Source organism: Xanthomonas sp. LF07-6 (genome assembly GCF_034105445.1).
Lineage (GTDB): Bacteria > Pseudomonadota > Gammaproteobacteria > Xanthomonadales > Xanthomonadaceae > Xanthomonas_A > Xanthomonas_A sontii.
This window is the reverse complement of the sequence record NZ_JAXGGI010000001.1, coordinates 408,462-421,339: the sequence shown is the minus strand read 5'-3', so window position 1 is coordinate 421,339 and position 12,878 is coordinate 408,462. Positions and strand designations below refer to the sequence as shown.

The 12,878-nt window shown below is 71.9% G+C and carries 9 protein-coding genes; 7 read left to right on the top strand and 2 right to left on the bottom strand.

What is annotated here, in order from left to right:
* Positions 1–41: 41 nt before the first annotated feature.
* A complete protein-coding gene (locus SLW56_RS01670) occupies positions 42–3,959 on the top strand; it encodes a YhdP family protein (RefSeq protein ID WP_320694262.1) in 3,918 nt (1,305 codons plus the stop codon).
* A 228-nt stretch (positions 3,960–4,187) separates the two neighbouring features.
* On the top strand, positions 4,188–5,630 hold the full coding sequence (gene tldD, locus SLW56_RS01665) for a metalloprotease TldD (protein WP_152237656.1): 1,443 nt from the start codon (positions 4,188–4,190) through the stop codon (positions 5,628–5,630).
* A 156-nt stretch (positions 5,631–5,786) separates the two neighbouring features.
* Here tldD and yjgA read toward each other — a convergent pair whose 3' ends face one another.
* Positions 5,787–6,383 (bottom strand): ribosome biogenesis factor YjgA, encoded by a 597-nt coding sequence (gene yjgA / locus SLW56_RS01660; protein ID WP_017910610.1) that lies wholly within the window; start codon positions 6,381–6,383, stop codon positions 5,787–5,789.
* Positions 6,384–6,478: 95 nt separating this feature from the next.
* Between yjgA and pmbA the strand changes: the two genes are divergently transcribed.
* The 5 genes from pmbA to SLW56_RS01635 all read left to right on the top strand — a co-directional run bounded on the left by pmbA (position 6,479) and on the right by SLW56_RS01635 (position 11,604).
* Positions 6,479–7,843, top strand: coding sequence for a metalloprotease PmbA (pmbA, locus tag SLW56_RS01655; RefSeq protein ID WP_320694261.1), 1,365 nt, complete (start codon positions 6,479–6,481; stop codon positions 7,841–7,843).
* A gap of 37 nt (positions 7,844–7,880) precedes the next feature.
* Positions 7,881–8,279 (top strand): DUF4870 domain-containing protein, encoded by a 399-nt coding sequence (locus tag SLW56_RS01650; protein WP_295936177.1) that lies wholly within the window; start codon positions 7,881–7,883, stop codon positions 8,277–8,279.
* Positions 8,280–8,455: 176 nt separating this feature from the next.
* Positions 8,456–8,833, top strand: a complete 378-nt coding sequence (locus SLW56_RS01645) for a DUF4870 domain-containing protein (protein ID WP_017910613.1) — start codon at positions 8,456–8,458, stop codon at positions 8,831–8,833.
* Between the two features lie 172 nt (positions 8,834–9,005).
* Positions 9,006–10,433 (top strand): DUF1800 domain-containing protein, encoded by a 1,428-nt coding sequence (locus SLW56_RS01640; protein WP_320694260.1) that lies wholly within the window; start codon positions 9,006–9,008, stop codon positions 10,431–10,433.
* Between the two features lie 37 nt (positions 10,434–10,470).
* The gene (locus tag SLW56_RS01635; RefSeq protein ID WP_295972546.1) at positions 10,471–11,604 is read left to right on the top strand and encodes a DUF1501 domain-containing protein; all 1,134 of its coding nucleotides are present in this window, start codon (positions 10,471–10,473) and stop codon (positions 11,602–11,604) included.
* Positions 11,605–11,699: 95 nt separating this feature from the next.
* On the opposite strand, the gene SLW56_RS01630 is transcribed toward SLW56_RS01635, so the two are convergent.
* The gene (locus SLW56_RS01630) at positions 11,700–12,794 is read right to left on the bottom strand and encodes a M35 family metallo-endopeptidase (RefSeq protein ID WP_320694259.1); all 1,095 of its coding nucleotides are present in this window, start codon (positions 12,792–12,794) and stop codon (positions 11,700–11,702) included.
* Between the last annotated feature and the right edge of the window lie 84 nt (positions 12,795–12,878).

The following is a 12,878-nucleotide window of genomic DNA, read 5'->3' as shown; positions in this document are numbered from 1 at the left end:
TTTGCGATTCCCCATTCCCGATTCCCCATTCCCCGCACCTGATGCACACCCCGCTGCGCCGCCGCCTGCGCCTGGCTCGCCGTTTCGCGTTCTACGCGGTGGCGATCGGGCTGGTGTGCGTGGCCCTGGCGGTGGGCGCGCTGAGCCAGGCGCTGCCGTTCGTGGAGCGGCATCCGCAGCAGGTGGCGGCGTGGCTGAGCGAGCGCGCCGGGCGGCCGATCCGCTTCGACCGGCTGGAGACGGCCTGGACCCGGCGCGGTCCGTTGCTGCGCCTGGACGGGCTGCGCATCGGTGCCGGCGACGGCGTGCGCATCGGCCAGGCCGAGGTGCTGGTGTCGATGTATGCGGGGCTGCTGCCGGGGCGCTCTTTCACCGAACTGCGCCTGCGCGGCCTGGCGCTGACCCTGCTGCGCGCCGACGACGGCAACTGGAGCGTGCAGGGCCTGCCGACCTCGGGGCAGGGCGGCGATCCGCTGGATGCGCTGGAAGGGCTGGGCGAGTTGCAGGTCATCGATGGACGCCTGCGTGTACACGCCCCGTCGCTGGGCCTGGAAGCGCAGGTGCCGAAGATCGACCTGCGGATGCGCGTGAACGGCGAGCGTCTGCAGGTGGGCGTGCACGGCTGGAGCGATCTGCAACAGGCGCCGCTGACCGCGGTGCTGGACCTGGACCGTCGCAGTGGCGACGGCCAGGCCTACCTGGCGGTGCGCCCGGCGGAACTGGCGGGCTGGGCCGGCCTGCTGCATGCGGCCGGCATCGAACTGCAGGGCGGGGTCGGCGACGTCCAGGCCTGGCTGGACCTGCAGCAGCGGCGGGTCGCCGGGGTGACCGTGGACGCCACGCTGCGCGCGCTGCGCCTGCGCGGCGCGCCGCTGGCCGACGGGCGCACCCGGCCGCAGCTCGCCTTCACCACCTTCCGCGCGAAGGCGCGCTGGCGCCAGATCGACGGCGGCTGGCGGCTGGATGCACCGCAACTGCAGTTCGGGCAGGCCGGACAGGCACTGCAACGCCTGGACGGGCTGACCGTGGCCGGCGGGCGCCATTTCGCTCTGTACGGCGATCGGCTCGACCTGGCGCCGCTGATCGCAGTGGCCGGGCTCAGCGACCGGCTTTCGCCCAGCCTGCGCAGTTGGTTGGCGGTGGCACGGCCGCGCGTGCAACTGACCCAGGTGGCGGTGAGCGGGGTTCCCGGCGGTCCGTTGTACGGCCAGGGGCGGCTGGCGGACCTGGCGTTCGCGCCGGCGGGCGGTGCGCCGGGTGTGAGCGGGCTGCGCGGCCGCTTCGACGGCGATGCCCAGGCCGGCGAACTGGCGCTGGAGTCCGGCAGCCCGGTCCGCGTCGACTGGCCCAGCGGCTTCGGCGTGGTCCACCAAGTCCAGTTGGCCGGGCGCATCGTCGCCTTCCGCGATGGCGACGGCCTGCGCGTAGCGACCCCGGGGCTGCGCGTGCAGGGCAGCGACTACGGCGCCGACGTGCGCGGCGGGCTGCGCTTCCAGGACGACGGCTCGCGGCCGTGGATCGACCTGGCCGCCGACCTGCAGGACGCGCCGGTGGTGGCGGCGAAGAAGTTCTGGGTCCATTCCAAGATGAGCAAGGCCGCCACCGACTGGCTCGACGCCGCGCTGCAGGGCGGGCGCCTGCGCGACGGCCATGCGCTGGTCTCCGGCGACCTGGACGACTGGCCGTTCGCCGACCACAACGGCCGCTTCGAGGCGACCGCGCGGCTGGAGGACGCCAAGGTGCGCTTCCAGCACGACTGGCCGGCGGTGGAGAACGTGGACGCCAGCGTCGCCTTCATCGGCAATGGCTTCGAGGTGCACGGCCGCGGCAGCATGGGCGGGGTGCCGGTGGAGCAGCTGTCGGCGGCGCTGCCCGACTACAAGGAAGGCCAGCTCAGCGTGCTGGCCAGCACCCGCGCCGAGACCGGCAAGCTGCTGGCGATGCTGCGGCAGAGTCCGCTGCATGCCCATTACGGCGACACCCTGGATGCGCTCAGCGCGTCGGGGCCGGCCGATGTCACCTTCGACCTGCTGCAGCCGCTGCGCGCCGACATCGGCACCCACCACCTGCGCGGCACGGTCGACCTGCTCGGCGCGCATATCGCCGACAAGCGCTGGGACCTGGCCTTCGACGACATGCGCGGCAGCGCCAACTACAGCGATACCGGATTCGCCGCGCAGAAGCTGAGCGTGGCCTACCAGGGCCACCAGGGCGAACTGGCGCTGCGCGCCGGCGACGGCGTGCAGGATCCGCAACAGGCCTTCGAGGCCGCGCTGAGCGCGTCGCTGGACGCGAACGAACTGCTCGACCGGGTGCCGGAAATGGCCTGGCTCAAGCCGTACGTGCAGGGCCGCTCGCGCTGGAACATCGGCGTCGGTCTGCCCAAGACCCCCGACGGCGGCGCGCAGCCGCCGACCCGGCTGCAGCTGCGCTCGGACCTGGTCGGCACCCAGCTGCTGATGCCGGCGCCGATGGACAAGGCGCCGGCCACGCCGCTGGCGACCTCGGTCAACGTGCCGCTGCCGGTCGGCAGCGGCCGCATCGAGGTGGCCTTCGGCAAGCTGATGGCGCTGGCCGCGCGCAGCCAGGGCGGCAAGACCGGCGTGCGCGTGGTGATGGGCAGCGACCATGTCGCCGACGAACCGCCGGCCAGCGGCCTGGTGGTCAGCGGGCGCACCGCGGCGCTGAACGCCATCGACTGGATCGGCGTGGTCAGCCGCCCCGATCCGAACGCCGCCGCGGCCAACGGCGGCGAAGACCCGATGCCGCTGCGGCGCATCGAGATCCTGGCCGACCATCTGCTGTTGCTGGGCGGCGTGTTCGACAACACCCGCCTGCGCCTGCTGCCGCAGGCCGACAGCATCGACGTGCACCTGGACGGCCCGGCCCTGGCCGGCGACCTCAGCGTGCCGACCAAGGACGGCGGCGTGCTCGGCGGACGCCTGGCGCGGGTGCACTGGCGCTCGGCCACGGCCACCTTGCCGGTGGCGAACGGCACGCCGACGGCGGTGGTCGCCACGCCCGCCGGCAGCGGGGTCGCCGGCAGCGCCGGCCCGGTCCCGGCCGGCCCGTTCGCCGACAGCCTGGACCCGGCCACGATCCCGGCGCTGGCGCTGGACGTGGACGACCTGCGCTTCGGCGCGATGACCCTCGGCGCGGCCTCGCTGCGCACGCGCAAGCTCGCCGACGGCATGCAGGTGGACCAATTGCACCTGCGTTCGGACAAGCAGAAGATCGACATCAGCGGCGACTGGCGCGGCAAGGGCGCCACCGCCCGGACCCAGCTCAACGCCAGCGTCGACAGCCGCGACCTGGGCGAGTTGATGCAGAACCTGGACTTCGGCGGGCAGGTGCGCGGCGGCGAAGGCCAGCTGACGCTCAGCGCCGCCTGGCCGGGCACGCCGTCCGGCCTGCAGCTGGCCACGGTGCAGGGGCAGCTCGACGTGGCCGCGCGCAATGGGCAGTTGCTGGAACTGAACCCGGGCGCCGGACGCGTGCTCGGCCTGCTCAGCGTGGCGCAACTGCCGCGGCGGCTGATGTTCGATTTCCGCGACTTCTTCTCCAAGGGCTTCGCCTTCAACCGCATCGACGGCCAGATCCGTTTCGGTGACGGCCTGGCGCGCAGCGACAACCTGGTCATCGATGGCCCGGCCGCGGAGATCAAGGTGCGCGGCGAGGCCGACCTGCGCGCCCAGCAGTTCGACCAGACCATCGACGTCAATCCCAAGTCCGGCAATCTGCTGACCGTGGTCGGCGCGGTGGCCGGCGGGCCGGTCGGCGCGGCGGTCGGCGCCGCCGCCAACGCGGTGCTCGGCAAGCCACTGGGCAACATCGGCGCGCGCACCTACCGGGTCACCGGGCCGTGGAAGGATCCCAAGGTGGACGTGATCGAGCGCGAGTCGGCGCGCCCGCCGGCGGCGCCTGCCGCGACGCCGCCGGCTGCGTCCGGGAAGCCCTGAAAAGCCGGAATTGGGGATGACCAGCCTGCGGCTGTTGAAAGCCGGGAGTGGGGATGGCGGCGGTTGCGCGCGATGCCGGTCCGCAAGGATGGCAGTGGCGCGGCGCCCTGCGCGTGCATGGGATGCGGTGCATTGCCTGGAGACCGCCGCGCTTCTCGCGCGCCTGCCGTGTTCACACTGTGCCGCCCGCCGCTTGCGCTGCGCGCCTTCGTCCCCCATGTTGAGCCCATGAACGATCACGCCCTGAGTCTCGCCGAAACCCGCCTGTTGCTTCCCGCCGGCCTGGATGCCACCAGCCTGGAGCGCGCCTTCGGCACGCTGCTCGGCCCCGGCATCGACTTCGGCGACCTGTATTTCCAGCATTCGCGGCGCGAGAGCTGGAGCGTGGAGGACGGCATCGTCAAGGACGGCGCCCACTCCATCGAGCAGGGCGTTGGGGTGCGCGCGATCTCCGGCGAGAAGACCGGTTTCGCCTATTCCGACGACATCCACCGCGACGCGCTGCTGGCCGCCGCGCAGTCGGCGCGGGCCATCTCCCGCGACGGCGGCGCGCAGCCGGCGCACGCGCTGCAGCGCGGCGGCGGCCGCGCGCTGTATCCGGCGCTGGACCCGGTGGACGCGATGGACAACGCGCACAAGGTCGAGCTGCTGCGGCGGCTGGACCAATACCTGCGCGCCGCCGACCCGCGCGTGCAGCAGGTGATGGTGAGCCTGTCCGGCGGCGTGGACACGGTGCTGGTGGCGCGCAGCGACGGCGTGCTCGCCGCCGACGTGCGCCCGCTGGTGCGGCTGAACGTACAGGTGATCGTCGAACAGCAGGGCCGCCGCGAATCCGGCTATGCCGGCGGCGGCGGCCGCTACGACTACGCCACGCTGTTCGCCGACGGCCGCCCGGAAGCCTTTGCCCGCGAGGCCTTGCGCCAGGCGCTGGTGAACCTGGAGGCGGTGCCGGCGCCGGCCGGGGTCATGCAGGTCGTGTTGGGCCCGGGTTGGCCCGGCGTGCTGCTGCACGAGGCGGTCGGCCATGGCCTCGAGGGCGACTTCAACCGCAAGGGCACCAGCGTCTACGCCGGCCGCATCGGTCAGCGCGTGGCTTCGCCCGGCGTCACCATCGTCGACGACGGCACCCTGGACGGACGCCGCGGTTCGCTCAACGTCGACGACGAGGGCACCGCGACCCACTGCACCACCCTGATCGAGGACGGCGTGCTGGTCGGCTACATGCAGGACACCCTCAATGCGCGATTGATGGGCGTGGCGCCGACCGGCAACGGCCGCCGCGAATCGTTCGCGCACCTGCCGATGCCGCGCATGACCAATACCTACATGCGCGCCGGCCAGCACGATCCCGAGGAAATGATCCGCTCGGTGAAGAAGGGCCTGTACGCGGTCAACTTCGGTGGCGGCCAGGTCGACATCACCAGCGGCAAGTACGTGTTCTCGGCCACCGAGGCCTACCTGATCGAGGACGGCAAGGTCACCGCGCCGGTGAAGGGCGCCACCCTGATCGGCAACGGCCCGGAGACCATGCAGAAGGTGCGCATGATCGGCCACGACCTGGCGCTGGACGAGGGCGTCGGCGTCTGCGGCAAGGACGGGCAGAGCGTGCCGGTGGGCGTGGGCCAGCCGTCGCTGCTGATCGACGGGCTGACCGTGGGCGGGACGGCCTAGGAGCCGGGAGTGGGGAATCGGGAAACGGGAATCGGCAAAGCGGGCGCCGCGGTGTGCTGCGGCGTTGCCGGCCTGCCGGATAGGTTCATCGTGCGCCGCGCTCGCTGGGCTGGGAGCGCGTCGTCCGTTGTGCGCGGCAGCCGACGTTGCCGCGCCTCAGTCGCGCGTGTCGTCGAACGCCGCGTCGTCGTCCGCTTCTTCGATTCCCGATTCTCCATTCCCCATTCCCGACGCACCACCCAGGATCATCTCGCGCAGCTCCCGGAACAATTCGCGGTAAGCGTGCGGCGGCTTGTTCTTCAACCGCTCGTCCTTGGCGTTGCGGACCAGTTGGCGCAGCCGCTGGCGGTCGGCGTCGGGATGCTCGGCCAGCAGTTCGGCCAGCGCGGTGTCGCCTTCGGCGAGCAGCCGTTCGCGCCAGTCCTCGACCCGGTGCATGGCCGCCACTTCGCGGCGCGCGCTGTCGCTGTTGACGTCCATCGCCTCGCGGATCGCTTCCAGCACCGCCTCGTCCTCGCGCCGCATCTGCTTGGCCAGGAACGCCAGCTGCCGCTTGTGCGCGATGTGCGAGGTGATGCGCTTGGTCTCGGCGATGTGCGGCAGCAGCGACTCGGGCACCGGCAGCTTGGCCAGCTGCGCCGGGGTCAGCGCCACCAGCTTCTCGCCCAGGCTCAGCACTTCCAGCGCCTCGCGGCGTTGCTGGCTGCGGCTTTCGCCGCGGAATTCACCGGTGTCTTCGTCGCGTCCGCGCATGCTCGTACTACTCGATCGGGCTGGAAATCAAATCAACACATCCGGCCAGGACGGCCGGACAGGGGCGAAGGGATTCGCACAACAAGGATAAAGCATTGAACGCGATCACCCCCGATTTGCACCGCGACGACAGCCAGCAGCGCCTGGAGCGCCTGTCCGACATCGCCGAACGGCTGCTGGCGCGCGCCCGCGCGCTTGGCGCCAGCCAGGCCGAGGTCAGCTGCAGCGAAGACCGCGGGCTGGACGTCAACGTGCGTCTGGGCGCTGTGGAGACCGTGGAATCCACCCGCGACCGTGGCATCGGCGTCACCGTCTACTTCGGCCAGCGCAAGGGCAGCGCCAGTACCGCCGATCTGCACGAGTCCAGCCTGGAGGCCACCGTGGCCCAGGCCTGCGCCATCGCCTGCTACACCGAGGACGATGTGGCCGCCGGCCTGGCCGAGGCGGCACTGATGGCGCGCGAGCAGCCGGATTACGACCGTTGGCATCCGTGGCCGCTGCAGGCCGAGGAGGCGATCGACCTGGCGCTGGCCTGCGAGGCCGCCGGCCGCGACGCCGATGCGCGGATCAGCAATTCCGACGGCGCCTCGGCCGGCAGCAGCGAGAGCCTGTCGGTCTATGCCAATTCGCACGGCTTCGTCGGCTGCGAGCGCAGCACCCACCATTCGATCGCCTGCACGCTGATCGCCGGGCAGGGCGACGGCATGCAGCGCGACGGCTGGTACAGCAGCGCGCTGGCGCGCGAGGACCTGGAACGCGCCTCGGCGATCGGCCGCCGTGCCGCCGAGCGCACCGTGGCGCGGCTCCAGCCGCGCTCGCTGCCGACCGGCGAGGTGCCGGTGCTGTTCGCGCCGGAGATGGCGCGCTCGCTGATCGGGCATCTGCTTGGCGCGGTGTCCGGCGGCGCGCTGTATCGCCGCGCCAGTTTCCTGCTCGACAGCGCCGGCACCCGCCTGTTCCCGGAGTGGTTCGCGATCGACGAACGGCCTCACCTGCGCCGCGGCCTGCGCTCGGCCGCCTTCGACGGCGAGGGCGTGGCCACCCGCGAGGCGCCGCTGGTGCGCGACGGCGTGCTGCAGCGCTACGTGCTGGGCAGCTACTCGGCGCGCAAGCTGGGCCTGCAGACCACCGCCAATGCCGGCGGCGTGCACAACCTGCAGGTGGCGGCCAACGCAGTGGATCTGCAGGCCATCCTCAAGGGCCTGCCGCGCGGCCTGCTGGTCACCGACCTGATGGGCAACGGCGTCAACCCGGTCACCGGCGACTACTCGCGCGGCGCTGGCGGGTTCTGGATCGAGAACGGCGAAATCGCCTATCCGGTGGACGAAATCACCATCGCCGGCAACCTGCGGCAGATGTTCCAGGACATCGAGGCGGTCGGCGCCGACATCGACGTGCGCTCGCACGTGCACATCGGTGCGGTGCTGGTCGGCCGGATGACGGTGGCCGGCAACGACTGAGCGCAGCGACGCAGGCAGCGCGCAAGGACGCACAGGCATGCAGGCAAGCGACACCGAGAACACGATCACCGACGGGCCCGCGCCCGCGTGGGAGCGCGCGCTGGCGGCATTTGCGCATCTGTCGATGTGGATCGGCTTGTTCGCCGCCTGCAATGTGCACCTGGGCTACGCGCTGTGGTGGCTGCTGTTGCTGTGGCTGTTGCCGGGCGCGCAATGGTGGGCGATGCGGGGCAGGCAGCCGTTCGTCGCCGAACACGCGCGCCAGGCCATGCGGATGGGCCTCGGCCTGTCCCTGCTGAGTGCGGTCTTGCTGGCGCCGAGCGTGCTGATCGTCGGTGCCGTGCTCGTGTTCGGGTGGCTGCTGGCCCTGATGCTGCTTGTGGCGATGGGCATCAGCCTATACGCGGCGGCCAAGGCCATGCTCGGTCGCCGCTAGCGCGATCCGCTGCCGTATGGGGCGTCGGATCAGCGCCGCGGTTGCCGAGCGGGCGATCCTTGAGCCCGTCGAGGCGTCTTCCCGCCTTGCCGGCTTGGCTTGACAGCGCTGCGCCAGCCGCCGAGAGTGACGCGCCAAACGTCTTGTCCCCTCACCACCAAAGGAACGGAATACCGATGAGCGAATTCGACAACGTCACTGCCCCGCCGCCGCCGCCGGCCTCGGCAGGCCCTCAGGAAGATCGCACTGTCGCGCTGATCACCCATCTGTCCGGGATCATCGCCGGCTTCATCGTGCCGCTGATCATCTGGCTGGTGAACAAGGACAACCCGGCCAAGTCCTTCCTCAACGACCAGGCCAAGGAAGCGCTGAATTTCCAGATCACCGTCGCCATCGCGTACGTGATCTGCGTGGTGCTCAGCGTGATCGTCATCGGCGGATTGCTGATGCCGGTGGTGTGGGTGGTGAACCTGGTGTTCTGCATCCTGGCCGGCATCAAGGCCAACGACGGCGTCGCCTACCGCTACCCGTTCGCGCTGCGCCTGATCAAGTAAGCGCGCCTGCGGCGCGTCCCCGAAGGCCCGGCCGCTGCGCCGGGCCTTTTTTGTGCCCGCGCCGCGCTCCGGCGGGAGGTCGCAGGGCGGCCAGGCGCAACGCCGCCACCGGCCGGTCAACCGCGGCCCGTGCTGCGCGTTTGCAAGGCTGTCGCCATCACCGGAGCGCCGCATGATCCGCCGCGAGAGCTTGAGCGCCGCCAACCGCTTCGGCCTGGGCGCCCGTCCCGGGGACCTGGCTGCCATGGGCGAACCGCGCGCCTGGCTGGCCGCGCAACTGCAGTCGCCGCCGCTGGCGCCGGCGTTGCAGGGCCTGCCCGACAGCCTGGCCTACCTGCGCCGCGAGGCCGACTACCAGCGCGAACGACGCCAGGCGCGGCAGCAGGCGGCCGGCGATCCGCAGCAGGCCGCCCAGCAGGCGCAGCAGGCCGCGCGCGGGCTGTACCGGCAGGCACAGGCGCAGGAACTGGCGGCGCGCTACCGGGTCGCGGTGTCCACCCCGGCCGGATTCGCCGAGCGCCTGGTGCAGTTCTGGTCCAATCATTTCGCGGTCTCGGTCGACAAGCGCGCAGCCGCGCTGTACGCGGCGCCGATGGAACGCGAGGCGATCCGCCCGCACTGCATGGGCCGCTTCGCCGACCTGCTGCTGGCGGTGGAGCGGCACCCGGCGATGCTGCGCTACCTGGACAACGCCAATTCGGTCGGCCCCGACTCGCTGCTGGCGCAACGCGCGCAGCGCCGGGCCCTGCGCCTGGATCCCGAACGTCCCGTACGCCGCCTGGGGCTCAACGAGAATCTGGCGCGCGAGATCCTGGAACTGCACACGCTGGGCGTGGACGGCGGCTATACCCAGGCCGACGTCACCGAACTGGCGCGTGCGATCACCGGCTGGGGCGTGCCGGCGCCACGCGATTTCGAGCAGGGCGCGCCCGGGGCCGCCTTCGTGTTCCGCGCGCCGGCGCATGCCGCCGGCAGCTGCCTGGTGCTGGGCCGGCGCTACGCCGAGGACGGCGTGGCGCAGGGTGAGGCGATCCTGGCGGCGCTGGCGCGGCACCCGGCCACGGCGCAGCACGTGTCGTTCAAGCTGGCCCGGCATTTCGTCCGCGACGATCCGCCGCCGGCCTTGGTACAGCGCATGGCCGACGCGTGGCGGCGCAGCGATGGCGACCTGCGCCACGTCTACCGCGCCCTGATCGACAGCCCCGAGGCGTGGGACGCGCAGGCGCGCAAGTTCAAGCCGCCGCAGGATTTCGTGGTGTCCGCACTGCGCGCCGGAGGTGCCTGGCCCGAGGCGCCACCGCAGCAGAAGACTGTGCTGACCCTGCTGGCACGGATGGGGCAGCCGCCGTTCACGCCGCGCTCGCCGGCCGGCTATGCCGACGTGGCGGCGGAATGGAGCGGCGCCGACGCACTGTGGAAGCGCGTGCAGGCGGCCGAGGCGCTGGCGGGGATGACCCCGGGCGAGTCGCTGGCATTGGCCGCGACCGCGTTCGGCGACGGTCCGGATGCGGACACGCTGACCGCGGTGCGGCGCGCCGAATCGCCACGCGAAGGCGTGGCGGTGCTGCTGGCCAGCCCGGCCTTCCAATGGCGCGCCTGAGCGGCGCGCGGTCCGATCCGCGATGGGAGAAGCTCCGATGCAACTGACACGCCGTCGTTTCCTTGCCGCCAGCGGTGCGGCCACCGTGTTGAGCCTGTGGTCGGGCAGCGGCCTGGCCGCGCCGGGCGCCGATACGCGCCTGCTGGTGGTGCTGCTGCGCGGCGCGCTGGACGGGCTGCACGCACTGGTGCCGACCGCCGACCCCGACTACGCACGCCTGCGCGGCGCGCTGGCGCCGCCGCAGACCCTGGCCCTGGATGGCAGCTTCGCGCTGCATCCGGCGCTGGCGTTCGCGCACGCGCTGTACGCGCGCAAGCAATGGCTGCCGGTGGTGGCGGTGGCGCCGCCGTACCGCGAGCGCTCGCACTTCGAGGCGCAGGATTGCCTGGAGAACGGCACCGCGCGGCCCAGTGGCGCCTCCAGCGGCTGGCTCAACCGCTGCGCATTGGCCCTGCACGGCGCCGAGGCGGTGTCGGTGAGCGCGGTGACGCCGCTGATCATGCGCGGCCCGGGCGCGGTGAACAGCTGGTCGCCGCCGCTGCCGAGCGCGGTCAATCCGATCCTGCTGCAGCGTCTGCAGCCGCTGTATGCCGCCGATCCGCAGCTGGCCGGCGATTTCGCGCGCGCGCTGCGCGAGCAGGACATGCAGGTGGACAGCGTCAAGGGTGGGCAATTGCCGCAGGCGATGAGTGCGGCGGCCAGCTTCATGGCCAAGCCCGACGGGCCGCGGATCGGCTTCGTCGAGGATGCCGGCTGGGATACCCATGGCAACCAGGCCGCGGTGCTGCAGCGCAAGCTGGGCGAGCTGGATGCGGGGCTGCGCGCGTTCCACGATGGCGCGCAGGCCTGCTGGTCGCGCAGCGTGGTCGCGGTGGTGACCGAGTTCGGCCGCACCGCGGCGGTGAACGGCACCGGCGGGACCGACCATGGCACCGGCGGGGTGGCGTTCCTGGCCGGCGGCGCGGTGCGCGGCGGGCGCATCGCCGGAGACTGGCCCGGCCTGTCGCCGCGGGCCTTGAACGAGGGCCGCGACCTGCGCGCCACCAGCGACCTGCGCAGCCTGTTCCGGCACGTGCTCGGCGCGCATCTGGGCGTGTCCGAGCGCGCGCTGGACACCCAGGTGTTTCCCGGCAGCGCGGGGCTGCCCAGATTGGAGGGCCTGGTGGCCTAGGACACCACGCGGGCACAGAGGGTGCGGCCTGGGCCGCACGCGAACCGGGCGCCGACGCGAGGTCGGCGCCCGGGGACATCACCGGCGTGCCGGACTCAGTTCTGCGACGGATTGTTCTCGGCGAAGTACTCGTGGCTGTCGGCGTTCTTCACCGCGCGCGCCGGATCGCTCTTGGCCAGGCTCTTGGCCGCGCTCTGGCCGTACGCGGTGTCCTGCGTGCCGGCGACCACGCTGAAGTGGCTCATTTCGTGGATCAGGGTGCCGGCCTTGGAGTCGGTGCCGGTCAGCGGCGCGCTCCAGAACGCATTGCACACGTAGATCTGGTACGGCTGGTTCGGATACACGTAGGCGTAGGAACTGTCGCTGCAGCCGCAATTGATGGTGATCTGGCCGTTGTTCTGGTCGATCGCCGAATCGATGTTGACGAAGTTGGACGTGGCGGTGCTGTAGCGGCTGGCGTTGTAGGCGCCGAACCAGGTGGTGTAGCGCGCGCCGGTGCTGCCGCCGTTGAGGTAGGTCTTGGCGTTCTGCGAGTAGGTGCGCGCCGCGTTCACCGCGCTGCCGATGGTGCTGATCTGGCTGGTGCTGCACGAGGCGTAGTTGACGCCGTTGACCACCGCCTGCGGGCCGATCATCAGGTCGTTGCGCACCGCATGGCCGCGGCCGCCATCCAGCCATACCGTCAGCGGCGCGCTGGACAGGGTCTGCGGCTCGCCGTCGGCGCGCAGCATGCGCGCGCCATCGGCGAACGCGGCGCCCTGCAGCGGCGCGTCGAGGCGGATGCTGTAGGTGCCGCTGCGGGTCAGGTCGTAGGCCTGGCCGAGATCGATCTGCGCCTGACGCGTTTCGCCCGGCTGCAGCACCACCATGTCCTCGGCACGCGGCGCGGCGCGCTTGACCAGGCGCCCGACGTAATCCACCGGCTTGCCGTCGCGCTGGACCTGGAACAGCGCGTTGTCGAGATCGCCCAGCGGCAGTTCCCACTTGGGCACGCGCGCGACCTGCGCGCCGGTGTTGCGGACGGTCACCGCCATCTGGCCGCGCTGCTGGCCGTCGGCGTCGGCGACCGGGGTCAGTTCGACCTGCAGCGGTGCGGGCGTGCGCGTGAGTTGCGATTGCGCGGTGGCTGCCGAGATGATGCCGACCAGGCTGAAGCCGATCGCTGCCGAGATCCGGGATGCGTGTTTCATGCAGTCTCTCTCCGTCGAAAGTGGGCGCCCCGTGACAGGGGCCGAAGCAAACTAGCCCGGTGATGCGCGCGTGCGCGTCGCAGG